At 71.5% G+C, this 22,807-nt stretch carries 25 protein-coding genes; 23 read left to right on the top strand and 2 right to left on the bottom strand.

The genetic code is table 11. From position 1 onward, the window contains the following. The first annotated feature begins 97 nt into the window (after nucleotides 1-97). The gene (gene ftsH / locus AC0B9F_RS30490) at nucleotides 98-2,035 is read left to right on the top strand and encodes an ATP-dependent zinc metalloprotease FtsH (protein WP_472007950.1); all 1,938 of its coding nucleotides are present in this window, start codon (nucleotides 98-100) and stop codon (nucleotides 2,033-2,035) included. Between the two features lie 7 nt (nucleotides 2,036-2,042). Here ftsH and AC0B9F_RS30495 read toward each other — a convergent pair whose 3' ends face one another. Continuing rightward, nucleotides 2,043-2,888, bottom strand: a complete 846-nt coding sequence (locus tag AC0B9F_RS30495) for an SAM-dependent methyltransferase (RefSeq protein WP_472007951.1) — start codon at nucleotides 2,886-2,888, stop codon at nucleotides 2,043-2,045. A 563-nt stretch (nucleotides 2,889-3,451) separates the two neighbouring features. On the opposite strand from AC0B9F_RS30495, the gene AC0B9F_RS30500 reads away from it, so the two are divergent. The 17 genes from AC0B9F_RS30500 (at nucleotide 3,452) to AC0B9F_RS30580 (ending at nucleotide 16,678) form a co-directional block, all read left to right on the top strand. Next, the gene (locus tag AC0B9F_RS30500; RefSeq protein ID WP_472007952.1) at nucleotides 3,452-4,048 is read left to right on the top strand and encodes a hypothetical protein; all 597 of its coding nucleotides are present in this window, start codon (nucleotides 3,452-3,454) and stop codon (nucleotides 4,046-4,048) included. A gap of 333 nt (nucleotides 4,049-4,381) precedes the next feature. Beyond that, complete coding sequence (rpsP, locus tag AC0B9F_RS30505) at nucleotides 4,382-4,801, top strand: 30S ribosomal protein S16 (protein WP_472007954.1); 420 nt, start codon at nucleotides 4,382-4,384, stop codon at nucleotides 4,799-4,801. A gap of 2 nt (nucleotides 4,802-4,803) precedes the next feature. Beyond that, on the top strand, nucleotides 4,804-5,043 hold the full coding sequence (locus AC0B9F_RS30510; RefSeq protein ID WP_005479813.1) for an RNA-binding protein: 240 nt from the start codon (nucleotides 4,804-4,806) through the stop codon (nucleotides 5,041-5,043). Nucleotides 5,044-5,123: 80 nt separating this feature from the next. Continuing rightward, nucleotides 5,124-5,750 (top strand): ribosome maturation factor RimM, encoded by a 627-nt coding sequence (rimM, locus tag AC0B9F_RS30515; RefSeq protein WP_472007956.1) that lies wholly within the window; start codon nucleotides 5,124-5,126, stop codon nucleotides 5,748-5,750. Next, nucleotides 5,747-6,580, top strand: coding sequence for a tRNA (guanosine(37)-N1)-methyltransferase TrmD (gene trmD / locus AC0B9F_RS30520; RefSeq protein WP_472007958.1), 834 nt, complete (start codon nucleotides 5,747-5,749; stop codon nucleotides 6,578-6,580). The genes rimM and trmD overlap by 4 nt, the downstream gene beginning before the upstream one ends. A 135-nt stretch (nucleotides 6,581-6,715) precedes the next feature. Next, on the top strand, nucleotides 6,716-7,066 hold the full coding sequence (gene rplS, locus AC0B9F_RS30525; RefSeq protein WP_472007960.1) for a 50S ribosomal protein L19: 351 nt from the start codon (nucleotides 6,716-6,718) through the stop codon (nucleotides 7,064-7,066). A gap of 45 nt (nucleotides 7,067-7,111) precedes the next feature. Further along, entirely contained in the window at nucleotides 7,112-7,885 is a 774-nt protein-coding gene (gene lepB, locus AC0B9F_RS30530) for a signal peptidase I (RefSeq protein ID WP_472007962.1), read from the top strand. Beyond that, nucleotides 7,878-9,110 carry a signal peptidase I gene (gene lepB / locus AC0B9F_RS30535; RefSeq protein WP_472007964.1) on the top strand — a complete coding sequence of 411 codons (1,233 nt, stop codon included), beginning with the start codon at nucleotides 7,878-7,880 and terminating at the stop codon, nucleotides 9,108-9,110. The genes lepB (AC0B9F_RS30530) and lepB (AC0B9F_RS30535) overlap by 8 nt, the downstream gene beginning before the upstream one ends. Beyond that, the gene (lepB, locus tag AC0B9F_RS30540; RefSeq protein ID WP_472007966.1) at nucleotides 9,052-9,963 is read left to right on the top strand and encodes a signal peptidase I; all 912 of its coding nucleotides are present in this window, start codon (nucleotides 9,052-9,054) and stop codon (nucleotides 9,961-9,963) included. Before lepB (AC0B9F_RS30535) ends, lepB (AC0B9F_RS30540) begins: the two co-directional genes overlap by 59 nt. 120 nt (nucleotides 9,964-10,083) lie before the next feature. Continuing rightward, nucleotides 10,084-10,824 (top strand): signal peptidase I, encoded by a 741-nt coding sequence (gene lepB, locus AC0B9F_RS30545; protein ID WP_472007968.1) that lies wholly within the window; start codon nucleotides 10,084-10,086, stop codon nucleotides 10,822-10,824. Next, entirely contained in the window at nucleotides 10,814-11,308 is a 495-nt protein-coding gene (locus AC0B9F_RS30550; RefSeq protein WP_472007969.1) for an NUDIX hydrolase, read from the top strand. The genes lepB (AC0B9F_RS30545) and AC0B9F_RS30550 overlap by 11 nt, the downstream gene beginning before the upstream one ends. A 56-nt stretch (nucleotides 11,309-11,364) precedes the next feature. Then, the gene (locus tag AC0B9F_RS30555) at nucleotides 11,365-11,673 is read left to right on the top strand and encodes a DUF2469 domain-containing protein (RefSeq protein ID WP_003965949.1); all 309 of its coding nucleotides are present in this window, start codon (nucleotides 11,365-11,367) and stop codon (nucleotides 11,671-11,673) included. A 118-nt stretch (nucleotides 11,674-11,791) separates the two neighbouring features. Then, the gene (locus AC0B9F_RS30560) at nucleotides 11,792-12,154 is read left to right on the top strand and encodes a YraN family protein (RefSeq protein ID WP_472007970.1); all 363 of its coding nucleotides are present in this window, start codon (nucleotides 11,792-11,794) and stop codon (nucleotides 12,152-12,154) included. Nucleotide 12,155: 1 nt separating this feature from the next. After that, nucleotides 12,156-13,781, top strand: a complete 1,626-nt coding sequence (locus AC0B9F_RS30565) for a YifB family Mg chelatase-like AAA ATPase (protein WP_472007972.1) — start codon at nucleotides 12,156-12,158, stop codon at nucleotides 13,779-13,781. Further along, nucleotides 13,778-14,938: a DNA-processing protein DprA gene (gene dprA, locus AC0B9F_RS30570; protein ID WP_472007973.1), complete on the top strand. Its 1,161-nt coding sequence runs from the start codon at nucleotides 13,778-13,780 to the stop codon at nucleotides 14,936-14,938. The genes AC0B9F_RS30565 and dprA overlap by 4 nt, the downstream gene beginning before the upstream one ends. Nucleotides 14,939-15,184: 246 nt before the next feature. Next, complete coding sequence (gene whiG / locus AC0B9F_RS30575) at nucleotides 15,185-16,027, top strand: RNA polymerase sigma factor WhiG (RefSeq protein ID WP_472007975.1); 843 nt, start codon at nucleotides 15,185-15,187, stop codon at nucleotides 16,025-16,027. A gap of 93 nt (nucleotides 16,028-16,120) precedes the next feature. After that, on the top strand, nucleotides 16,121-16,678 hold the full coding sequence (locus AC0B9F_RS30580; RefSeq protein WP_472008118.1) for a TetR/AcrR family transcriptional regulator: 558 nt from the start codon (nucleotides 16,121-16,123) through the stop codon (nucleotides 16,676-16,678). 324 nt (nucleotides 16,679-17,002) lie between these two features. Here the strand turns inward: AC0B9F_RS30580 and AC0B9F_RS30585 are convergent, their stop codons facing one another. Further along, the gene (locus tag AC0B9F_RS30585; RefSeq protein ID WP_472007976.1) at nucleotides 17,003-17,686 is read right to left on the bottom strand and encodes a murein hydrolase activator EnvC family protein; all 684 of its coding nucleotides are present in this window, start codon (nucleotides 17,684-17,686) and stop codon (nucleotides 17,003-17,005) included. A 271-nt stretch (nucleotides 17,687-17,957) separates the two neighbouring features. Between AC0B9F_RS30585 and rpsB the strand changes: the two genes are divergently transcribed. From rpsB to AC0B9F_RS30610, 5 genes are all read left to right on the top strand, one after another. Beyond that, nucleotides 17,958-18,887, top strand: coding sequence for a 30S ribosomal protein S2 (gene rpsB, locus AC0B9F_RS30590; RefSeq protein WP_472007978.1), 930 nt, complete (start codon nucleotides 17,958-17,960; stop codon nucleotides 18,885-18,887). A 156-nt stretch (nucleotides 18,888-19,043) separates the two neighbouring features. Next, the gene (gene tsf, locus AC0B9F_RS30595; RefSeq protein ID WP_472007979.1) at nucleotides 19,044-19,880 is read left to right on the top strand and encodes a translation elongation factor Ts; all 837 of its coding nucleotides are present in this window, start codon (nucleotides 19,044-19,046) and stop codon (nucleotides 19,878-19,880) included. Nucleotides 19,881-20,077: 197 nt separating this feature from the next. Further along, the gene (pyrH, locus tag AC0B9F_RS30600) at nucleotides 20,078-20,836 is read left to right on the top strand and encodes a UMP kinase (protein ID WP_361627557.1); all 759 of its coding nucleotides are present in this window, start codon (nucleotides 20,078-20,080) and stop codon (nucleotides 20,834-20,836) included. 144 nt (nucleotides 20,837-20,980) lie between these two features. Continuing rightward, nucleotides 20,981-21,538, top strand: a complete 558-nt coding sequence (gene frr, locus AC0B9F_RS30605; RefSeq protein WP_472007981.1) for a ribosome recycling factor — start codon at nucleotides 20,981-20,983, stop codon at nucleotides 21,536-21,538. Continuing rightward, nucleotides 21,538-22,725, top strand: coding sequence for a phosphatidate cytidylyltransferase (locus AC0B9F_RS30610; protein ID WP_472007983.1), 1,188 nt, complete (start codon nucleotides 21,538-21,540; stop codon nucleotides 22,723-22,725). Before frr ends, AC0B9F_RS30610 begins: the two co-directional genes overlap by 1 nt. The last annotated feature ends 82 nt before the right edge of the window (nucleotides 22,726-22,807 follow it).

Genomic DNA, 22,807 nt, shown 5'->3' on the forward strand with positions numbered 1-22,807 from the left:
CCCGTCGTACGTCCGCTGGGGGCGCCCCTCATCAGGGGGCGCCCCCGGCGTCGTACACCCGCATGCCTGCCGGGCTTTCCTGTCGTAACGTCCCGGTATGACCAACCCTGCGCCGCCGCGGAAGTCTCCCGACCAGCCCTGGCGTACCGAGGGCACCCCCGAGGAGCCGCCGAAACCGCCCTCCGGCGGGCGGCGGATGGGGGGCGGCTGGTGGCGGCTGATCGTCGCCGCGCTCGTCGTGTACCTGATCGCCAACCTCATCCTGTCCTTCCAGGACGAGGCGACCGAGCCGACGATCTCCTACACCGAGTTCAGCAAGCAGGTCGACGCCGGCAACGTCAGCAAGATCTACGCCAAGGGCGACGCGATCCAGGGCCAGCTGAAGAAGGCCGAGGACAACCCCGAGGGCTCCGGCACCTACACCAAGTTCAAGACCGAGCGCCCGACCTTCGCCGACGACAAGATCTGGGAGTCCCTGACCAAGCACAACGTCACGGTCACCGCGGAACCCGTCGTCCAGCACCGCAGTTTTCTGGCCAACCTGCTGATCTCGCTGGCGCCGATGCTGGTGCTGGTCGCGGTGTGGGTGTTCGTCGCCCGGCGGTTGCGCTCGGGGCTCGGCGGCGCCGGCGGCATGCTGGGCCGCAAGGCGCCGCCCAAACCGGTCGAGCTGGAACCCGGGCAGCAGCGCACCACCTTCGCGGACGTGGCCGGTATCGACGAGGTCGCGGGCGAGCTCAACGACGTCGTGGACTTCCTGAAGAACCCCGACGCCTATCGCCGCATGGGCGCCAAGATGCCACGCGGTGTGCTGCTCGCGGGACCGCCCGGCACCGGCAAGACACTGCTCGCGCGGGCCGTCGCCGGGGAGGCTGGGGTGCCGTTCTTCTCGGCGTCCGCCTCCGAGTTCATCGAGATGATCGTCGGCGTCGGCGCGTCCCGGGTGCGCGAGCTGTTCGCGGAGGCCCGCAAGGTCGCTCCGTCGATCATCTTCATCGACGAGATCGACACCATCGGCCGGGCCCGCGGCGGCGGCGCGAGCGTCGGCGGGCACGACGAGCGCGAGCAGACCCTCAACCAGATCCTGACCGAAATGGACGGCTTCTCCGGCTCCGAGGGCGTCATCGTCGTCGCCGCCACCAACCGCGCCGACGTCCTCGACCCGGCACTCACCCGGCCCGGCCGCTTCGACCGGGTCGTCCAGGTCTCACCCCCGGACCGCGGCGGGCGCGAGGCCATCCTGCGCATCCACACCCGCGAGATCCCGCTCGCCGCAGACGTCGACCTCGCCCAGGTCGCCAGGACCACCCCGGGCATGACCGGCGCGGAACTCGCCAACCTCGCCAACGAGGCCGCCCTGCTCGCCGTCAAGCGCGGTCGGCGGCAGGTCACCCGGTCCGATGTGTCCGACGCCCTGGAGAAGGTGCAGCTCGGCGCGGAACGCGCACTCGTCATGCCGTACGAGGAGCGGCGGCGGACCGCCTACCACGAGAGCGGGCACGCGCTGCTCGGCATGCTGCAGCCCGGCGCCGACCCGGTCCGCAAGATCACCATCGTGCCGCGCGGCCGGGCCCTCGGCGTCACGCTGTCCACACCGGACGCGGACAAGTACGCGTACACCGAGGAGTACCTGCGCGGCCGGATCATCGGCGCCCTCGGCGGCATGGCGGCCGAGCAGGTGGTGTACGGCATGATCACCACCGGGTCGGAGAGCGACCTGGAGCAGGTCACCCGCATCGCCCGCGGGATGGTCTCCCGGTGGGGCATGAGCGCACGCGTCGGCCGCCTCTCCGCGCTGCCCGACGACGCCCAGCAGGCCTACGGCCTGGCCGCCGCCCCGCAGACCCTCGACGCGATCGACGAGGAGATGCGCCGGGTCGTCGACGAGTGCTACGAGGAGGCGCGCCGCAAGCTGCGCGACCACCGCGGGCAGCTGGACGCCCTGGCCGAGGCGCTGCTGGACCGCGAGACGCTCGAGGAGGCCGACGCCTACCGCATCGCGGGCATCTCGCGGCTGACGAAGGACGAGCCGTGAGGACCGCTCACGGCACCCGGGCTATCAGATAGCGGAAGACGTTCGGCATCCATACCGTGCCGTCGGCCCGCCGGTGCGGGTGCAGCGCCTCGGTGAGCTCCTTGCCGACCTGCTCCTGGTCGGTGGCCGCGGTCGCCGCGTCGAACAGCCCGGTCGACAGCAGCCCGCGCACCGCGCTGTCCACGTCGGCGTACCCGAAGGGGCAGGCGACGCGTCCGGAGCCGTCCGGGCGCAGTCCGGCGCGCTGGGCGACCTCCTCCAGGTCGTCGCGCAGCGCGGGACGCCAGCTGCCCGGGCTGCGCAGCGGATCGGACAGCTTCCCCGCCACCCGCAGCACCGAGGAGGTGGCGCACCGCTCCGGCGGGCCCCAGCCGGCCAGCACCACGGGGGCGCCGCGCTCGGCGACCCGTACCGCCCCGGCGAGCAGTTCGGCGAGCCCGTCGGAATCACCGGCCGTGCACCCGATGGGCTCGAACGCCGTCACCAGGGAGTACGCCGCGGCCGCCCGCTCCGGGGTCTCCCGCACCAGCCGCGCACCGCCACGCGCGCGTGCCCCGGGTGCCTCCGGCTGCAGCCGCTCGTGGGCGAGGGCCAGCCGTTCGGGGGAGTGGCACTCGACGCCGGTGACCTCCGCCCCGCGCACCGCCGCCATCAGCAGGGCCAGGCCGGAGCCGCAGCCCAGGCCCAGCAGGCGGGTGCCGGGCCCCACTTCCAGTCGCTCGTAGACGGTCTCGTAGAGCGGAACCAGCATCCGTTCCTGGATCTCCGACCAGTCACGCGCGCGTGCACACAGGTCCACGCGGGGGGCCGGTCCCGCTTGCGGGAGGTGCTGCCGCACGAGCGTAGGTGTCATAGGTACGCGCCCCAATCCGCCGAGAGAAAAGTCGTGTGCCCGTTTTGCTGGAGTTGCCGGTGTTGCACGGTCCCCGTGCAGTGCGCTCGCACTGACCCCCGTATGCCAGGAAACTCCGGCCTCGCCGGTGCGTCCAGTGGAAAGCGACGACGGGTTGAGAGTTGGCTGCTGGACTGGCTGGATTTCACCTGCGCGCAATATGGCCCGGACGATCTCCGGCCAGCCGCGGCCGGGGCGGTGCCGGAGGCCTGCCGCCGACCCGGTAACGTCGCCGTCGTCGCGTGCGCTGACGAAGGTGAGGCGGCCCGCCGCGGGAGTGACCGAAAGGCCCCTTGCGCACCGGCGGACCCCGTGGAGCGTCGGCGTCGACACGATCTACGCGTGGGTACGTACATGCGCCTACGTCGGGCTACGCACCACCTTGATACGAGGTGTGCGGCATTTCCGCAGATCAGCGCACCCGTCCTCGTCACGACGCATCAGCGGCAACTGACGGGTACGTGCAAATTATTTGGGATGCCCCGGAATCGGAACACAGCGGCACCCCGGCTCGTTGTCATTACGTGAGCACGACACAGACACCACCTGTTCTCGCCGCCGAGCTGGCGCAGGCGTGGGCCGACATTCAGCGGTACCACCCCGAGCTGCCGGACCTCGCCGCGCCGGAGTCACTGATCGGGGAGTCGTCGTCCGCGTGCGGGCACGAACTCTCCTTCGAGCGACTGCTGCACGAGGCAGTCCATGGCGTCGCCGCATCGCGCGGCGTACGCGACACGTCCCGGGCCGGGCGCTACCACAACCGCAGATTCCTCGCGATCGCCGAGGAACTGGGCCTGGACCACCCCGAGGAGCCGCACCCGAGCAGCGGCTTCTCGCTGGTCACGCTCAGTCCCGAGGCCAAGCGGCGCTACCGGCCGACCATCGAACGCCTCCAGCGGGCCCTGAAGGCCCACTCGGCGGCCACCTCCTCGGACGCCACCCGCGCCTTCCGCGGCCCCGCCGCGCGGCACGGGTCCTCGGGCGGCGGCGTCCGCGTCAAGGCGGTGTGCGACTGCGGCCGCAACGTCCGCGTCGTCCCCTCGGTCCTGGCCCAGGCGCCGATCGTCTGCGGCGGCTGCGGCAAGCCGTTCCGCATCCCGGAGGTCGTGGGAGCGGCGTAACCGCGCGTACCGGCATCTCGTGGGTGCCGGAGCGGTCGAACGCAGGTGGGGTGCCGCCGGCCGGCCCAGGCCGGGCGGCGGCACCCCGTCACGCCGGGTTGCGCACCCGACGGCGGTCACGGCGACGCCGGGTGCCTCTCAAGCGTGCCCACGACAAGCAACCCTCGGCCGGAAGCGCCCCGCAGCGTGTGGCACAATGGCTAGCTGTACTCGACAGTCGCACAGGACCCCTCTCTCCTCCGGCTGACGCGTCCATCGGGCACTCGGGTACCGCAACCCCACGCGGCTCTCTCGCCGTGCCCAACCACGTCAAATTCAGGAGAACCCACTCCCGTGGCAGTCAAGATCAAGCTGAAGCGTCTGGGCAAGATCCGTTCGCCTCACTACCGCATCGTCGTCGCCGACTCCCGTACCCGCCGTGACGGCCGGGCCATCGAGGAGATCGGCAAGTACCACCCGACCTACAACCCGTCGGTCATGGAGGTGGACGCCGAGCGCGTGGCGTACTGGCTCTCCGTCGGCGCTCAGCCGACCGAGCCCGTGCTCGCCATCCTGAAGAAGACCGGCGACTGGCAGAAGTTCAAGGGCGAGCCCGCCCCGGCGCCGCTGCTCGTCGCCGAGCCCAAGGCCGCGCGTCCGTCGTTCGAGGCCCTCGGTGGCGACGACGACAACAAGGGTGAGGCGATCACCCAGAAGAAGAAGGCTGAGAAGAAGGACGAGGCTGCGGCTGAGTCCGAGTCGACCGAGGCCTGAGCATGCTCGAGGAGGCTCTCGAGCACCTCGTGAAGGGCATCGTCGACAACCCTGACGATGTGCAGGTGGCCTCTCGCGACCTGCGCCGCGGGCGTGTGCTCGAGGTTCGGGTCCACCCCGACGACCTCGGCAAGGTCATCGGCCGCAACGGCCGTACCGCACGCGCTCTGCGCACCGTCGTGGGCGCCATCGGCGGCCGCGGTGTCCGTGTCGACCTCGTCGACGTGGACCACGTCCGCTGACGCTTCGCAGCACCGGCTCGGGCCGGGGAGGGCCACTGGGCCGTCCCCGGCCCGCAGTCGTATGACAGGAGAATGAACAGGTGCAGTTGGTAGTCGCACGGATCGGCCGTGCCCACGGGATCAAGGGCGAGGTCACCGTCGAGGTACGGACCGACGAGCCGGAACTCAGGCTCGCCCCCGGCGCGGTGCTCGCCACGGATCCCCCCTCCGCCGGCCCGCTGACCATCGCGACGGGACGCGTCCACAGCGGCCGCCTCCTGCTGCGGTTCGAGGGCGTCGCCGACCGCAACGGCGCCGAGGCGCTGCGCAACACCCTGCTGATCGCCGAGATCGACCCCGACCAGCTGCCCGAGGACGAGGACGAGTACTACGACCACCAGCTGATCGACCTGGACGTGGTCACCGAGGACGGCACCGAGGTCGGCCGGATCACCGAGATCTCCCACCTGCCCTCCCAGGACCTGTTCATCGTCGAACGGCCCGACGGCAGCGAGGTGATGATCCCCTTCGTCGAGGAGATCGTCACCGAGATCGACCTGGCCGAGCAGAAGGCCGTCGTCGCGCCCCCGCCCGGCCTCATCGACGACCGCGCCGAGATCGCCTCGTCCCGGGACGAGAGCGAAGAGCGGGACGCGCGCGAGGAGCCCGGGGACGAGCGTGACGAGTCCGGGGACGAGCGCGAGAAGTCCGGGGACGCCGGCGCATGAGGCTCGACGTCGTCACGATCTTCCCCGAGTACCTCGACCCGCTGAACGTCTCCCTGGTCGGCAAGGCACGCGCGCGTGGACAGCTGAACGTGCACGTCCACGACCTGCGGGACTGGACCTACGACCGGCACAACACCGTCGACGACACCCCGTACGGCGGCGGCCCCGGCATGGTCATGAAGACCGACCCCTGGGGCGACGCGCTCGACTCCGTCCTCGCCGACGGCTACGAGAGCGGCTCCGGTGAGCCCGCGCTCATCGTGCCCACGCCCAGCGGCCGGCCGTTCACCCAGGAACTCGCCGTCCACCTCTCCGAACAGCCCTGGCTGATCTTCACCCCGGCCCGCTACGAGGGCATCGACCGCCGCGTCATCGACGAGTACGCCACCCGCATGCCCGTCCACGAGGTGTCCATCGGCGACTACGTCCTCGCCGGCGGGGAAGCCGCCGTCCTCGTCGTCACGGAGGCCGTGGCCCGGCTGCTGCCCGGCGTCCTCGGCAACGCCGAGTCCCACCGCGACGACTCCTTCGCGCCCGGCGCCATGGCCAATCTGCTCGAAGGCCCCGTCTACACCAAGCCGCCCGCCTGGCGCGGCCGGGAGATCCCGGACGTGCTCCTCAGCGGCCATCACGGGAAGATCGCCCGCTGGCGCCGTGACGAGGCCCTGCGGCGCACGACGGCCAACCGGCCCGACCTGATCGAGCGGTGCGACCCGAAGGCGTTCGACAAGAAGGACCGCGAGATGCTGTCCATCCTGGGCTGGGAGCCCGACCCCGAGGGTGAGCCGTACGGCCGATTTTGGCGCCGGGCGGCGGGCGTGGAAGAATAGACCGCTGCTGTCCGTCCGTCCGGCGTGCGCCCCTGCCACAGGGGGACAGGACGTCCGCTCCGACGCGGACAGCTTTCCATTGAAAGATCTAGATGCCGTTGATGACCTGTGGCATCAGCGAAGAAAGCAGACGAAATGTCGCACCTGCTCGACTCCGTCGACTCCGCGTCGCTGCGCAGCGACGTCCCGGCCTTCCGCCCGGGTGACACCGTCAACGTCCACGTCCGCGTCATCGAGGGCAACCGCTCCCGTGTGCAGCAGTTCAAGGGCGTGGTGATCCGCCGCCAGGGTTCCGGCGTGCGCGAGACCTTCACGGTCCGCAAGGTCTCCTTCTCCGTCGGCGTCGAGCGCACCTTCCCGGTGCACACCCCGATCGTGGAGAAGATCGAGCTCGTCACCCGCGGTGACGTGCGTCGCGCCAAGCTGTACTACCTGCGCGACCTGCGCGGCAAGGCCGCGAAGATCAAGGAGAAGCGCGACAGCTGAGCGCTTTCCCGGGGTCACAGCGGGGCCGGATAGCATTCGGCCCCGATGGACACCGAAGCACAGCCGACGGAGCGCGACCGCTCCTCCCAACCCGCAGCGGCGGGTGGGGAGGGACGGTCGCGTTTCGCGTTGGCGGACCGGATCGCCGCGTGGCTCCCCGGCGGTCGTATCAGCCTGACCCTGCTGATCTGCCTGCTCTTCTTGCTGCTCCTCAACCTTTTCGTGGTGCGGCCGTTCCAGATTCCCTCCGGTTCCATGGAATCGGGGTTGAGGATCGGGGACAGGGTTCTCGTAAATGAGTTGGCGTACCGTTTCGGAGCCGAGCCGCGGCGCGGGGACGTCGTCGTGTTCGACGGCAGCGACTCCTTCGGGGACGGCGACTACGTCAAGCGCGTCGTCGGGGTGGGGGGAGACCACGTGGTCTGCTGCGACCAGGAGGGGAGGATCCGGGTGAACGGCCGGTCGGTCGACGAGTCGGCGTTCCTGTACCCCGGGGACAGCCCGTCCACGGTGACCTTCGACGTCGTGGTGCCCGCCGGCCGCCTGTTCGTGCTCGGCGACCACCGCGGCGACTCCAGCGACTCCCGCGACCACCTCGGCTCGCCCGGCGGCGGCATGGTGCCGGTCGGCGACGTCATCGGGCGCGCGGACTGGATCGTATGGCCCCTGGGACACGCCACCCGGCTGCAGCGGCCGGGGGCGTATGCGGCGGTGCCGCAGGCCGCCGGCGGTGCGGCGGGCGACAGCGGTGGCGTGCCCGGCGGTGCGGGGCCCGTCAACGGTGGCGTGCCCGGCGGTGCGGGGAGCGGGCGTGGGTAACCGGGGCAGGCCGCGGGGTGGCGCCGCGGCGGGTGCGGACGATCCGCTGCCCACCGGTGTGCGGCGCGCCTCCGCCCCGGCCGGGGGCCCCTCCGGCGGCCCGTCAGGGGGTTCCTCCGGGGGCCGCCCTGCCGGGGGTCCCTCGGGGGGCGGCCGTACGCGTGCCGAGCGGCGCCGGCTCCAGCGCAAGGTCAAGCGCAAACGCCGCCGCAGTGCCGTGAAGGAGATCCCCCTCCTCGTGGGGGTCGCGGTGCTGATCGCGCTGGTGCTGAAGACCTTCCTCGTCCAGGCGTTCGTGATCCCGTCCGGGTCCATGGAGCAGACGATCCGCATCGGCGACCGGGTACTGGTTGACAAGTTCACCCCGTGGTTCGGTTCCAAGCCGGAGCGCGGGGACGTGGTGGTGTTCAAGGACCCCGGCGGCTGGCTCCAGGACGAGCAGACCACGGTCAAGAAGGACGACCCGGTCGTGGTGAAGCAGGTCAAGGAAGCGCTGATCTTCATCGGCCTGCTGCCCTCCGACAACGAGAAGGACCTCATCAAGCGCGTGGTCGGAGTCGGTGGGGATCATGTGAAGTGCTGCGACGCGCAGGGGCGTATCACCGTCAACGGTGTTCCCCTGAACGAGGACTATCTGAACCCGGGCGACACCCCCTCCGACACGCCCTTCGACGTCACCGTCCCGCAGGGGCGGCTGTGGGTGATGGGCGACCACCGCTCCAACTCCGCGGACTCCCGCTCGCACCAGGACATGGACTACGGCGGTACGGTCTCCGAGGACGAGGTGGTCGGACGGGCGATGGTCATCGCCTGGCCCCTCGGCCACTGGACCACCCTGAAGGAACCGTCGGCGTACGCGTCCGTGCACGACGCTGCCGCCGGGGCCGACGCGGCGGGCGGGGGCGGCGCGGTGGGCGACGGCGACGCGGTGGTGTCCGGGTCGGCCATGGCCGGCTCGCCGTCGCATAGGGTTGCTTCCGGTGATCCGGTGGATCAGAAGGAAATGTTCCAGCTCCCGACCCCTGCGGAACTCCCGCTCGTTATGGGAGTGGTGGGCCTGCGTCGTGCGCGGGGCAGGCAGCGACACGGAGTAAGGAGTTGGCGTGGGGGATGTGGCGGTTGGCGCTCGGTCCGGACACGACGGCGAGGAACACCGCGGACACCCTGTGGAGTCCGCAGCCCCGACCGCGGACGGCGCCGTGACTTCGGGGACCTCAGGGAATGACTCCGACGTGATGGAGGACGGCACGGTGCCGGGCGAGGCAGGGCGGACGGTGTCACAGGGTTCGGCGGCAGGGGCCGCCGGACCGAAGAAGCCGCGCTCCTTCTGGAAGGAGCTGCCGATCCTCATCGGGATCGCGCTCGTGCTGGCGTTGCTGATCAAGACGTTCCTGGTGCAGGCGTTCTCGATCCCCTCCGCTTCGATGGAGAACACGCTGCAGGAGGGTGACCGGGTCCTCGTCGACAAGCTGACGCCGTGGTTCGGCTCCGAGCCCGAGCGCGGCGAGGTCGTCGTCTTCCACGACCCGGACAACTGGCTGGCCGGGGAGGCGACCACCAACCCCAACGCGGCGCAGAAGGTGCTCAGCTGGATCGGCCTGATGCCGTCGGCCGAGGAGAAGGACCTGATCAAGCGGGTCATCGGGGTCGGCGGTGACACCATCGAGTGCAAGGGCACCGGGCCGCTCACGGTCAACGGCCACGCGCTGAACGAGCAGGACTACGTCTACGCCGGGAACACGCCGTGCTCCGACGACCCGGGCGGCGGGACGTTCAAGGTCAAGGTGCCCAAGGGCTACATCTGGGTCATGGGTGACCACCGGCAGGACTCCAAGGACTCGCGGTACAACCAGAACGACAGGCACCACGGCATGGTCCCGGTGAAGGACGTCGTGGGGCGCGCGATCGTCAAGGCGTGGCCGATCAACCGGTGGGGGACGCTGCCGGTGCCGGACACGTTCGATCAGGCGGGGCTGGATCAGCCGTCCGCTGCGGCCGGGGTCCTGCCCGCGGCGCCGGGTGCGGTCGTGCTGGCGGGTGTGGTGCCGCTGGCTCTGTGGCGTCGGCGTCGGCGGTGAGGATTTTCCGGCCGTCGCTCGTCTGCGGGTGAGTGGGGGCGGGTCGCGCGATTCCCCGCCGGCCCCCAGGGTGCGGTGGGATCTCCCCGGCCGGCGGAGCCCAGGGTAGGGTGCGGGGCCATGGGTGAGCGCATACGTCGTGGTGGCAAGGTGGGGCAACGGGTCTCCGGGCTTGCCGTCGCGCTGGGGATGGTGTTGTTCCTGGGCGGGTTCGTCTGGGGCGCGGTCGTGTATCGGCCGTACACCGTGCCGACCCCCTCGATGACGCCGACGATCGACGTCGGTGACCGGGTGCTGGCCCACCGTGTCGACGGCAGCGATGTGCGCCGCGGTGACGTCGTCGTGTTCACCGACAAGACCTGGGTGTCGAACGCCCCCGTGGTCAAGCGGGTGGTCGCGGTCGGCGGGGACACCGTCGCCTGCTGCACCGACGGCAAGCTGACCGTCGACGGCAGGGAGATCGACGAGCCGTACCTGGCCGAGGGCACCCCTGCCGAGCTCATGAACTTCCCGAAGGTGACGGTCCCCAAGGGCCGTCTGTTCCTGCTCGGTGACGAGCGCCAGGGCTCGCTGGACTCCACCGCGCACCTCACCGACGCGGCACGCGGCACGGTCGACGCGAGCGCCGTGAGCGCGCGGGTCGACGCCGTCGTATGGCCCATGAAGGGCATGCTGGCCCGCCCCACCGGTTTCGCGCCGCTCGGTGCGCTGTCCGAGCCGGGGCCCCTGCGCTCCGTCGTCACCGTGATCGTCGCCGGTGCGGTGCTGGTGCTCGCGGGCGGTGCGTACGGGCCGATCGCCAAGCGGGCGGCGCGCCGCTCCGGCACCGCCGCGCGGACGGAGCCCGCCGGTGTCCGTTGACGGGGCCCTGCGCAAGGTGGCGCGGGTGGTGCTGCTCGACCCCGAGGACCGGGTTCTGCTGCTGCACGGCCATGAGCCGGACGACCCGGCCGACGACTGGTGGTTCACGCCCGGCGGCGGCCTGGAGGGCGACGAGACCCGTGAGGAGGCCGCCCTGCGGGAACTCGCCGAGGAGACGGGCATCACCGAGGTCGACCTGGGGCCGGTGCTGTGGCGGCGGACGTGCTCGTTCCCGTTCGCCGGCCGTCGCTGGGACCAGGACGAGTGGTACTACCTGGCCCGTACGACGACGACGGCGACCCGGGCGCTGGCGCTGACGGAGCTGGAACGGCGCAGCGTCGCGGGAGCGAGGTGGTGGTCCTGTGCGGAACTGACCGGGACGCATGAGACGGTGTATCCGACCAGACTCGCCGAGCTGTTGCGCACTCTGCTCGACGAAGGCCCCCCGGGCCGGCCCGTGACCCTGGAGACGGAAATCGTCTAGGGGCGCGCGCGACTGGCGCACAATGGTGGGACCGCACGGCTGAAGGGGAACATGCCATGAGCGCCGAGGACCTCGAGAAGTACGAGACCGAGATGGAGCTCAAGCTCTACCGGGAGTACCGCGATGTCGTCGGTCTGTTCAAATACGTGATCGAGACCGAGCGGCGCTTCTACCTGACCAATGACTACGAGATGCAGGTGCACTCGGTTCAAGGTGAGGTTTTCTTCGAGGTGAGCATGGCCGATGCCTGGGTGTGGGACATGTACCGGCCGGCCCGCTTCGTCAAGCAGGTCCGTGTGCTCACGTTCAAGGACGTGAACATCGAGGAGCTGAACAAGAGCGACCTGGAGCTGCCCGGCGGCTGATGCCGCGGGTTGCGTCACCCGTGTGGGTGGCCGAGTTGTCCACAAGCGGTCAGCCGTCCACCAAGATCCACTTCTTGGTGGCGGCTGCGTGATCGTTGGCACCGGAGGTGGTGCCGACATGAACGCACGCAGTGCCCTCGGCAGGTACGGAGAGACCCTGGCCGCACGGCGGCTGACCGAGACCGGACTGAGCGTCCTGGAACGCAACTGGCGGGCCGGACGCTCCGGAGAGATCGACATCGTGGCGCGGGACGGCGACGTCCTGGTCGTCTGCGAGGTGAAGACCCGCAGGGACGGCTCCTTCGAGCATCCGATGGCCGCCGTCACCCCGGAGAAGGCCGAGCGGCTGCGCGCGCTGGCCCAGCGGTGGATCCAGGCCCACGGCGGGGCCCCGCCGGGCGGCGTCCGCATCGACGTCGTCGGCGTGGTCCTGCCACGGCGGGGCGCACCGGTCGTCGAGCATGTGCGGGGGGTGGCCTGACATGGGCTTCGCGCGTACGTGTTCCGTGGCCCTGGTCGGTGTCGAGGGCGTCGTCGTGGAGGTCCAGGCCGACCTCGAACCGGGCGTCGCCGCGTTCACCCTGGTCGGCCTCCCGGACAAGAGCCTGACGGAGAGCCGCGACCGGGTGCGGGCGGCGGTGGTGAACTCGGGCGCCGAGTGGCCGCAGAAGAAGCTGACCGTGGGGCTCTCGCCCGCCTCGGTGCCGAAGGCGGGCAGCGGGTTCGACCTGGCCGTGGCCTGCGCGGTGCTGGGCGCCGCCGAGCGGATCGATCCCCGGGTGCTCGCCGACATCGTCATGATCGGCGAGGTGGGGCTGGACGGGCGGGTGCGGCCGGTGCGGGGCATCCTGCCGGCCGTCCTCGCCGCCGCCGACGCCGGCTACGAACAGGTGGTCGTCCCGGAGTGCGCCGCCGCCGAGGCTTCGCTGGTCCCGGGGGTGTCGGTGCTCGGCGTGCGCAGCCTGCGCCAGCTGATCGCCGTCCTGACCGACGAACCCGTCCCGGAGGAGGAGCCCGACGAGGCGGGCCGTCCCGACCCGCTGCTGGCCGGGCTGCGGATGCCCGGAACCGGTGCGGCCACCGGCATGCACAGCCTCGGAGCCGCCCAGCAGGACGCCGGTCACGACCTCGCCGACGTCGTCGGCCAGATCTCGGCGCGTACGGCGGTGGAGGTGGCCGCGGCCGGCGGACACCACCTGTTCCTCGAGGGGCCGCCCGGAGCGGGCAAGACCATGCTCGCCGAGCGGCTGCCGGCCGTCCTGCCGCAGCTGACCCGGGAGGAGTCGCTGGAGGTCACGGCCGTGCACTCGGTGGCGGGGCTGCTGCCGCCGGGCAAGCCGCTGATCGACGTTCCGCCCTACTGCGCCCCGCACCACTCGGCCACCATGCAGTCCCTGGTCGGCGGTGGCGCGAACATCGCCCGGCCCGGCGCGGTGTCCCTGGCCCACCGGGGCGTGCTGTTCCTGGACGAGACACCCGAGTTCAGCGGCCAGGCGCTCGACGCGCTGCGGCAGCCGCTGGAGTCGGGGCACGTCGTGATCGCGCGGAGCGCCGGAGTGGTGCGCTTCCCGGCGCGGTTCCTGATGATCCTCGCGGCCAACCCCTGCCCCTGCGGCCGCTTCTCGCTCAGGGACAGCCTGTGCGACTGCCCGCCCTCGCTGATCCGCCGCTACCAGGCGAGGATCTCCGGCCCACTGCTCGACCGGGTCGACCTGCGGGTGGAGGTGGACCCGGTGGGCCGTGCCGAACTCGCCCAGCGCGGTCCCGGCGGCGAGTCGACGGCGACGGTCGCCGCGCGGGTCCGGGCGGCCCGGGAGCGTGCGGCGGCCCGGCTGACGGGCACCCCCTGGCGCACCAACAGCGAGGTCCCCGGCCGGGAGCTCCGGACCCGCTGGCACGCCGCGCCGGGGGCCATGGACGACGCCGAACGCAGCCTGGAACGCGGGGTCCTCACGGCCCGCGGGCTGGACCGGGTCCTGCGCGTCGCCTGGACGGTCGCCGACCTCGTCGGCCACGACCGGCCCGACGCGACCGACGTGGCCCTGGCGCTGCAACTGCGCACCGGCGTTCCGCGCGGGGTGCCGATGGCCATCGGAGCGCTCGTATGACCGGCGGGGGAGGACCGGCCGAGGAACTGCTCGGCCGGGTCTTCCTCACCCGGGTCGTCGAGCCGGGGGACGAGGCCGGCGGGCGGTGGGTGCGGGAGTTCGGGGTGTGCGAGGTCGTGCGGCGGCTGCGGGCCGGGGGACCGGCGCTGCCCGGGGTGAGCGCCCAGCGGTGGGCCGGGCTGCTGGCCCGCGCCGGGCGGGCCGAGCCGGAGGCGGACCTCGCCGCCGCGCAGGCCGCCGGCGTGCGGTTCGTGGCGCCCGGCAGCTCCGAGTGGCCCGGACAGCTCGACGACCTCGGCGACGCCCGCCCGCTCGGGCTGTGGGCGCGCGGCCGGCCCAGCCTGCGCATGTGGGCGCTGAAGTCCGTCGCCGTCGTCGGCGCCCGCGCCTGCACCGAGTACGGAGCCCATATGGCGGCCACCCTCTCCGCCGGTCTCGCCGAGCGCGGCTGGGTCGTCGTCTCCGGCGGCGCGTACGGCATCGACGGCGCCGCCCACCGCGGGGCGCTCGGCGCGGGTGGCGCCACCGTCGCCGTCCTGGCCTGCGGCGTCGACCAGCCCTACCCGCGCGGACACACCGCGCTGATCAACCGGATCGCCGACCAGGGGCTGGTCGTCGGCGAGCTGCCGCCCGGAGATCATCCGACGCCGAGCCGGTTCATCCTGCGCAACCGGGTCATCGCCGCGCTGACCCGGGGCAGCGTGGTCGTCGAGGCGGCGTACCGCAGCGGCTCCCTGGTCACCGCGCGGGCCGCCCAGCGTCTCGGCCGTCACACGATAGGAGTACCCGGACCCGCGACCAGTGGCCTGTCGGCCGGAGTGCACGAGCTGCTGCGCGGCGGCGCGACCCTGGTCACCGACGCGGCGGAGGTCGTCGAACTGGTCGGCGACATCGGGGAGCTGGCCCCGGAGCGGCGCGGGCCGGTACTCCCGCGCGACCTGCTGGGCCCCGGCGCCCGCCGGATCCTGGCGGCGCTGCCCGGCCGGTGCGCCGCCTCCGCGTCCGCCATCGCGCGCGGCGCGCAGACCACCCAGGACGACGCCATCGCGAGACTGTACGAACTGCGAGCCCTCGGTTACGTCGAACGACACGGCGACGACTGGAAGTTGACACGCCAGGCCGTGGTGTCCACCAGAGGCGCTCGCGGACCGGTCTGACGCGGGCCGTTCGGCCGTCCGGGGGAAGGGCGAAGCCCGGGGAAATCGCGGCGAGTTGGCGCCTCGCGGAGAGCGTGCGCGGGGACCGCCGCACTCCGCCGGGGCGTCCAGCGGAACGTATCTGCGGATCCCTCGGGACGCTCTCTTCGCACACCGCGATCCTTCAGTCACGCTACGCTCACGAGGATCGGCGACGACATCCCCACCTTCACGCGTACGGCACAGCAGAACGGCACAAGGCGACGAATGCCCCAGCACACTTCCGGGTCCGACCGGGCGGCGATCCCCGCAGCCGCCCGTGACGGTGGCAGCGTGCGGCCGCCCGCTCCCTCGACGCTCGACGAGCTCTGGCGGTCCTACAAGGCGACGGGAGACGAACGGCTGCGGGAGCAGCTGATCCTGCACTACTCGCCGCTGGTCAAGTACGTGGCGGGCCGGGTGAGCGTGGGCCTGCCGCCCAACGTGGAGCAGGCCGACTTCGTCTCCTCCGGGGTGTTCGGGCTGATCGACGCGATCGAGAAGTTCGACATCGACCGGGAGATCAAGTTCGAGACGTACGCGATCACCCGGATTCGCGGCGCCATGATCGACGAGCTGCGGGCGCTGGACTGGATCCCGCGCTCGGTGCGGCAGAAGGCCCGCAATGTCGAGCGGGCCTACGCCACGCTGGAGGCACGGCTGCGGCGCACCCCCAGCGAGCTGGAGGTCGCCGCCGAGCTGGGCATCCCGGTGGAGGAACTGCACGCGGTGTTCAGCCAGTTGTCGCTGGCCAACGTCGTGGCGCTGGAGGAACTGCTGCACGTCGGCGGCGAGAGCGGCGACCGGCTGAGCCTGATGGACACGCTGGAGGACACCCACGCCGACAACCCGGTGGAGGTCGCCGAGGACCGCGAGCTGCGGCGCTTCCTCGCGCGGGCGATCAACACGCTGCCCGAGCGGGAGAAGACCGTCGTCACGCTGTACTACTACGAGGGCCTCACGCTGGCGGAGATCGGCAACGTGCTCGGGGTGACCGAGAGCCGGGTCAGTCAGATCCACACCAAGTCGGTGCTGCAGCTGCGTGCGAAGCTGGCCAGTTTCGGGCGCTGAGGCGCCGGTGAGCGACCGCTGCCGGTGAGTGACTCCCGTCGTGCGTGGCGCGTCCGTACAGTGGTTGACGTGCCAAGGATTCGAGCGGCCTCCGTGGCCGAGCACCGGTCGATGCAGCGTGCCGCCCTGCTGGACGCGGCCCGTTCCCTGCTGTCCGAGGGCGGCACCGAAGCGCTGACGTTCCCGGCCCTGGCCGAGCGGACGGGGCTCGCGCGGTCGTCCGTGTACGAGTACTTCCGCTCGCGGGCGGCCGTGGTCGAGGAGCTGTGCGCGGTCGACTTCCCCGTGTGGGCGGCCGAGGTCTCGGCGGCGATGGACGCGGCGAACGGGCCGCAGGACAAGGTCGAGGCGTATGTGCGCGCGCAGCTGGAGCTGGTGGGGGACCGGCGCCACCGGGCCGTGGTCGCCATCTCCGCGAGCGAGCTGGACGCGGGTGCCAGGGAGAAGATCCGGGCCGCCCACGGGGGACTCGTCGCGATGATCGTCGAGGCCCTGGAGGAGATGGGCCACGGGGAGGCCCGGCTGGCGGCGATGCTCGTGCAGGGCGTCGTGGACGCGGCCGTGCGGAGGCTGGAGCTGGGCGCGGCGGAGGAACCCACGGTGATCGCGGAAGCGGCCGTGGCGATGGTCCTGCGGGGCGTACGGGGGTGACCCCGGCCGGTGCGGGGTGCTCGCCCCGTAGCCGACCCGGCCCCCGTAGCCGACCCGGCCGGTCGCGGCGGTAGCGGCCCGGGCCGGTGCAGGGGCGCTCGCGCCGTAGCCGACCAGCCGGTCGCGGCGGTAGCGGCTCCGGCGGGTGCAGGCGTGCTCGCCCGTAGCCGACCCAGCCGGTCGTGGCGGTAGCGGCTCCGGCCGGTGCAGGGGTGCTCGCCCCGCAGTCGACCAGCCGGTCGTGGCGGTAGCGGCTCCGGCGGGCGCAGGGGTGCTCGCCCCGCAGTCGACCAGCCGTTCGCGGGGGTAGCGGCGCGGGCCGGCTCAGGCGTGCTTGCCCGTAGCCGATCCGGCCGGTCTCGGCGCTAGCGGTACTCCCAGCACCGGCAGGAGCCTCGACGGCCCCCCGTTCCGCAGGTGGGGCGGGAGCAGCAGGAGTGGGTTCAGATAGGTCTCCCCGCTCCGCAGCCCCCAGTGCACGCAGGTGAGCGTGCAGTGGGAGCCCGTCGGCTCCACCGTGCCGATCACCGCGCCCGCCGCAACCTCGTCGCCCTTCTTCACCGACGCCCCTACCGGCTCGTACGTCGTCCGTAAGGGTGGCGTCCCCGTGCCCGGCAGTTCCACCGACACCACCCCCTTCCCCGCCACCCGCCCCGCGAAGGTCACCCGGCCCGCGGCCACCGACCGGACGGGCGCGCCGGGCGCGGCCGCGAGGTCGACGCCTCGGTGGCCCGGGCCGTACGGGGTCGCAGGTGGGGACCAGGGCCGCAGGATCCGGGGACGTACCCCGACCGGCCACGTCGTCGCCACGGCCGGCACCCCCGCCGTGGCCACGGCCGGCACCCCGGGAGTCGCGTGCCGAGGTTCAGGAGCGGCGTGCCGAGGTCCGGGAGCCGTGTCCCGAGGCCCCGGCGTCGGTCCCTGGGCCCACGCCAGCGGGGCCAGGGCCGTCACCACCAGCCCCAGCAGCGCCGCCCACATCACGCCTGCGTATCGCTGTGTCCGCATGCGTCAGACGGTCCCGCACTCCACGCGACCCCGCCGGAGCCTGTGGACCACTCCCCGGTTGTGGACAGCGGCGTCACCCGGCGCCCCGCCGGTCCCGTACACTTCTTCTGGCGATCCGGGTCACCGGGTCGACTTCGCACGCCCCGCTACGGCCACCGGAAACGGTCCGTATCCGCGCCCCTCGGTCCTTCGTGGCACGGCGCACCGCGGGCGTCAGGCGCGACCGCCGTCCGGCGGACGCGGCACAACCGAGAATCAAGGAGATACGGCCATGGCCGTCGTCACGATGCGGGAGCTGCTGGAGAGCGGCGTCCACTTCGGTCACCAGACCCGTCGCTGGAACCCGAAGATGAAGCGCTTCATCTTCACCGAGCGCAACGGCATCTACATCATCGACCTGCTCCAGTCGCTGTCGTACATCGACCGCGCCTACGAGTTCGTCAAGGAGACCGTCGCCCACGGCGGCACGGTCATGTTCGTCGGCACGAAGAAGCAGGCGCAGGAGGCCATCGCGGAGCAGGCCACCCGCGTCGGCATGCCCTTCGTCAACCAGCGCTGGCTGGGCGGCATGCTCACCAACTTCTCGACCGTCTACAAGCGTCTGCAGCGCCTCAAGGAGCTCGAGCAGATCGACTTCGAGGACGTCGCCGCGTCCGGTCTGACCAAGAAGGAGCTTCTCGTGCTCTCGCGCGAGAAGGCCAAGCTGGAGAAGACCCTCGGTGGTATCCGCGAGATGTCCAAGGTGCCCAGCGCCGTCTGGATCGTGGACACCAAGAAGGAGCACATCGCCGTCGGTGAGGCCCGGAAGCTCAACATTCCGGTCGTCGCGATCCTCGACACCAACTGCGACCCCGACGAGGTCGACTACAAGATCCCGGGCAACGACGACGCGATCCGCTCCGTCACCCTGCTCACCCGCGTGATCGCCGACGCCGTCGCCGAGGGCCTCATCGCCCGCTCCGGCGCCGCCACCGGCGACAAGGGCGAGAAGGCCGCGGGCGAGCCGCTCGCCGAGTGGGAGCGCGACCTGCTCGAGGGTGAGAAGAAGGCCGACGAGGCCGCTCCGGCCGCCGAGGCCCCCGCCGCCGAGGCTCCGGCTGAGGAGGCCCCCGCTGAGGAGGCCCCCGCCGCCGAGGCTCCGGCCGCCGAGGCCGCGCCGGCCGCCGAGGACGAGAAGGCCGCCGAGGGCGAGCAGGCCTGACCCGTCAGCGTCAGCGTTGACGGCGGGAGCGGCGACATCCAGTCCGCTCCCGCCGTTCACCCGTAGGTCAGCGGCAGGACAGCGGCCTCCGACCACATGGAGTCCGCACCCCGCAGATCGTCGATCCTCCAGACTTCGAGAAAGACTCACAGACTCATGGCGAACTACACCGCCGCCGACGTCAAGAAGCTCCGCGAGCTCACGGGCGCCGGCATGATGGACTGCAAGAAGGCGCTGGACGAGGCCGAGGGCAACGTCGAGAAGGCCGTCGAGGCGCTGCGCATCAAGGGCCAGAAGGGCGTCGCCAAGCGCGAGGGCCGCTCCGCCGAGAACGGCGCCGTGGTCTCGATCATCGCCGACGACAACTCCTCCGGTGTCCTGGTCGAGCTGAAGTGCGAGACGGACTTCGTCGCCAAGGGTGACAAGTTCCAGGCCGTCGCCAACGCGATCGCCGAGCACGTCGCCAAGTCCAACCCGGCCGACATCGAGGCCCTGCTGGCCTCCGAGATCGAGCCCGGCAAGACCGTTCAGGCGTTCGTGGACGAGGCCAACGCCAACCTCGGCGAGAAGATCGTCTTGGACCGCTTCGCGCAGTTCACCGACGGCTTCGTCCTCGCCTACATGCACCGCACGATGCCCGACCTGCCCCCGCAGATCGGTGTCCTCGTCGAGCTGGACAAGCCGAACGCCGAGATCGCCAAGGGCGTCGCGCAGCACATCGCCGCCTTCGCGCCCAAGTACCTCTCCAAGGACGAGGTCCCGGCCGAGGTCATCGCGTCCGAGCGCCGCATCGCCGAGGAGACCACCCGCGCCGAGGGCAAGCCCGAGGCCGCGATCGCCAAGATCGTCGAGGGTCGCCTCAACGGCTTCTTCAAGGACGCCACGCTCCTCGGCCAGCCGTACGCGCTGGACAACAAGAAGAGCGTCGAGAAGGTTCTGCAGGAGGCCGGTGTCACCCTGAAGCGCTTCGCGCGCATCAAGGTCGGCATCTGAGTCCGTACGGCGATCGACGCTCGACCCCGATAGGGTCGACATCAGTCGTCCCTGCCGTCCGCGCACGGCGTCACACGCGCGCGTGACGGACGGCAGCAGATCTGACGAGGAGGCCATTGCCGCATGGGATGTGAACCACGCCCCGCCGGCAATGGCCTTCTTCGCATGTGCACCACGTTGAAAGAGGCGGGATCCCCATGACCACCAAGCCCGACAAGAGCGACGACGGCAAAGTACGCGGCCGGTTTCTGCTGAAGCTGTCCGGAGAGGCCTTCTCCGGCGGCGGTGGGCTGGGCGTCGACCCGGACGTGGTGCACGCGATCGCCCGCGAGATCGCCGCCGTCGTGCGTGACGGTGCGCAGGTCGCGGTCGTCATCGGCGGTGGCAACTTCTTCCGCGGGGCCGAGCTCCAGCAGCGTGGCATGGACCGCGCCCGCTCGGACTACATGGGCATGCTCGGCACCGTGATGAACTGCCTCGCCCTCCAGGACTTCCTGGAGAAGGAGGGCATCGTCTCCCGTGTCCAGACCGCCATCACCATGGGCCAGGTCGCGGAGCCGTACATCCCGCTGCGCGCCGTGCGGCACCTGGAGAAGGGCCGCGTGGTGATCTTCGGCGCCGGTATGGGCATGCCGTACTTCTCCACCGACACCACCGCCGCCCAGCGCGCCCTGGAGATCGACGCCGAGGCGCTGCTCATGGGCAAGAACGGCGTGGACGGGGTCTACGACTCCGACCCGAAGGCCAACCCGGACGCCGTGAAGTTCGACTCGCTCGGCTACGGCGAGGTCATCACCCGCGACCTGAAGGTCGCCGATGCCACGGCCATCACGCTCTGCCGCGACAACAAGCTCCCGATCGTGGTCTTCGAGCTCCTGAAGGAGGGCAACATCGCCCGCGCCGTCAAGGGTGAGAAGATCGGCACGCTCGTGGGCGAGCAGGGCAGCCGGGACTGACCGGAGATTCACCCGGACCCTGACCGGGGGATGGACAATGTCCTGCAGGTCGGGAACCGTGCAGGAACAAGACGCGACGCAGCCGGCCGCCGACCACAGCCAGGAACCGCAGCCGGGCCTACTCAAGACACGCAGGAGCAAGTGGTGATCGAAGAGACCCTCCTCGAGGCCGAGGAGAAGATGGAGAAGGCCGTCGTGGTCGCCAAGGAGGACTTCGCCGCGATCCGCACCGGCCGTGCGCACCCGGCGATGTTCAACAAGATCGTGGCCGACTACTACGGCGCGCCGACGCCGATCAACCAGCTGGCCTCGTTCTCCGTGCCGGAGCCGCGCATGGCCGTCGTGACCCCGTTCGACAAGACCGCGCTGCGCAACATCGAGCAGGCGATCCGCGACTCCGACCTCGGCGTCAACCCGAGCAACGACGGCAACATCATCCGTGTGGTGTTCCCGGACCTGACCGAGGAGCGCCGCCGCGAGTACATCAAGGTCGCCCGCAGCAAGGGCGAGGACGCCAAGGTCTCCATCCGCTCCGTGCGCCGCAAGGCCAAGGACGCCATCGACAAGCTGATCAAGGACGGCGAGGTCGGCGAGGACGAGGGCCGCCGTGCGGAGAAGGAACTCGACGACCTGACGTCGAAGTACGTCGCCCAGGTGGACGAGCTTCTCAAGCACAAGGAAGCGGAACTGCTCGAGGTCTGATGAACGACTCTTCCTGGGGGGCACCGCCCCACGCCGGGCGGACCGGGTACTGGGGCCCCTCCGGCCAGGGGCCCGTCCCGGGCACCGGTCCGGCGGGTCCCGCGTACGATGCGCACGAAGCGCAGCAGACTCGCCCCATGCCCATCGTGCCCGACGGACCCGCACACGGCGGAGACCAGGATGACGACCGGGGGGCCGCTCGGCTGAGCGGCCCCTTGTTCCGCGACGAGGACGCGCGCGGCGGGAACGTCCGCGCCGAGACCGTCCGGGACGACGACCTGCGCGACCACCGCGTCCGTACCGACACCTTCCGCGAGCAGAATCCGGAGCCCATGCCCGACGCCCCGCAGCCGGCGCCCGCCCCGCAGAAGAAGAGCGCGGGCCGCGACCTGAGCTCCGCCATAGGGGTCGGCGTCGGGCTCGGTGCGGTCATCATCGCCTCCCTGTTCATCGTCAAGGCCGTGTTCGTCGGCGTGATCGCCGTCGCCGTCGTCGTCGGCCTGTGGGAACTGACCAGCAGGCTGCAGGAGCGCAAGGAGATCCGCGCGCCCCTGGTGCCGCTCGCGGTCGGCGGCGCCGCCATGGTGGTCGCCGGGTATGTGCGCGGGGCCGAGGGCGCGTGGGTCGCCATGGCGCTCACCGCGCTCGCGGTCTTGGTCTGGCGGATGACCGAGCCGCCGGAGGGCTACCTCAAGGACGTCACGGCGGGCGTCTTCGCCGCGTTCTACGTGCCCTTCCTCGCCACGTTCGTGGCGATGATGCTCACCGCCGACGACGGGCCGTGGCGGGTGCTGACGTTCCTGCTCCTGACCGTGGTCAGCGACACCGGCGCGTACGCCGTCGGCTGGCGCTTCGGCAGACACAAGCTCGCCCCGCGGATCAGCCCCGGCAAGACCCGCGAGGGCCTGCTCGGCGCCGTGACCTTCGCGATGGTGGCCGGTGCGCTGTGTCTGCAGTTCCTGATCGACGACGGCGCCTGGTGGCAGGGGCTGCTGCTGGGCCTCGCGGTCGCGGCCAGCGCCACGCTGGGCGACCTCGGCGAGTCGATGATCAAGCGGGACCTGGGCATCAAGGACATGGGCACGCTGCTCCCCGGGCACGGCGGCATCATGGACCGCCTGGACTCGCTGCTGCCGACGGCTCCTGTCGTGTGGCTGCTGCTGGTGGTGTTCGTCGGCGCCGGCTGACCGGCGTCAGCGGCTGTGCGGCCCCGTCCTCCCGCGCGGAGGGCGGGGCTCGTCGTATGGGTGGCCCTCTGGATGGCCGCGC

The sequence above is a fragment of the Streptomyces sp. NPDC097129 genome (assembly GCF_055668065.1).

Bases quoted from the DNA above. Each gene is read 5' to 3' on its own strand.
- ftsH (WP_472007950.1), top strand. From the start codon at position 98: ATGACCAACCCTGCGCCGCCGCGGAAGTCTCCCGACCAGCCCTGGCGT.
- AC0B9F_RS30495 (WP_472007951.1), bottom strand. From the start codon at position 2,888: ATGACACCTACGCTCGTGCGGCAGCACCTCCCGCAAGCGGGACCGGCC.
- AC0B9F_RS30510 (WP_005479813.1), top strand. From the start codon at position 4,804: ATGCTCGAGGAGGCTCTCGAGCACCTCGTGAAGGGCATCGTCGACAAC.
- trmD (WP_472007958.1), top strand. From the start codon at position 5,747: ATGAGGCTCGACGTCGTCACGATCTTCCCCGAGTACCTCGACCCGCTG.
- rplS (WP_472007960.1), top strand. From the start codon at position 6,716: ATGTCGCACCTGCTCGACTCCGTCGACTCCGCGTCGCTGCGCAGCGAC.
- lepB (WP_472007962.1), top strand. From the start codon at position 7,112: ATGGACACCGAAGCACAGCCGACGGAGCGCGACCGCTCCTCCCAACCC.
- lepB (WP_472007968.1), top strand. From the start codon at position 10,084: ATGGGTGAGCGCATACGTCGTGGTGGCAAGGTGGGGCAACGGGTCTCC.
- AC0B9F_RS30555 (WP_003965949.1), top strand. From the start codon at position 11,365: ATGAGCGCCGAGGACCTCGAGAAGTACGAGACCGAGATGGAGCTCAAG.
- AC0B9F_RS30560 (WP_472007970.1), top strand. From the start codon at position 11,792: ATGAACGCACGCAGTGCCCTCGGCAGGTACGGAGAGACCCTGGCCGCA.
- AC0B9F_RS30565 (WP_472007972.1), top strand. From the start codon at position 12,156: ATGGGCTTCGCGCGTACGTGTTCCGTGGCCCTGGTCGGTGTCGAGGGC.
- dprA (WP_472007973.1), top strand. From the start codon at position 13,778: ATGACCGGCGGGGGAGGACCGGCCGAGGAACTGCTCGGCCGGGTCTTC.
- whiG (WP_472007975.1), top strand. From the start codon at position 15,185: ATGCCCCAGCACACTTCCGGGTCCGACCGGGCGGCGATCCCCGCAGCC.
- AC0B9F_RS30585 (WP_472007976.1), bottom strand. From the start codon at position 17,686: ATGCGGACACAGCGATACGCAGGCGTGATGTGGGCGGCGCTGCTGGGG.
- rpsB (WP_472007978.1), top strand. From the start codon at position 17,958: ATGGCCGTCGTCACGATGCGGGAGCTGCTGGAGAGCGGCGTCCACTTC.
- tsf (WP_472007979.1), top strand. From the start codon at position 19,044: ATGGCGAACTACACCGCCGCCGACGTCAAGAAGCTCCGCGAGCTCACG.
- pyrH (WP_361627557.1), top strand. From the start codon at position 20,078: ATGACCACCAAGCCCGACAAGAGCGACGACGGCAAAGTACGCGGCCGG.
- AC0B9F_RS30610 (WP_472007983.1), top strand. From the start codon at position 21,538: ATGAACGACTCTTCCTGGGGGGCACCGCCCCACGCCGGGCGGACCGGG.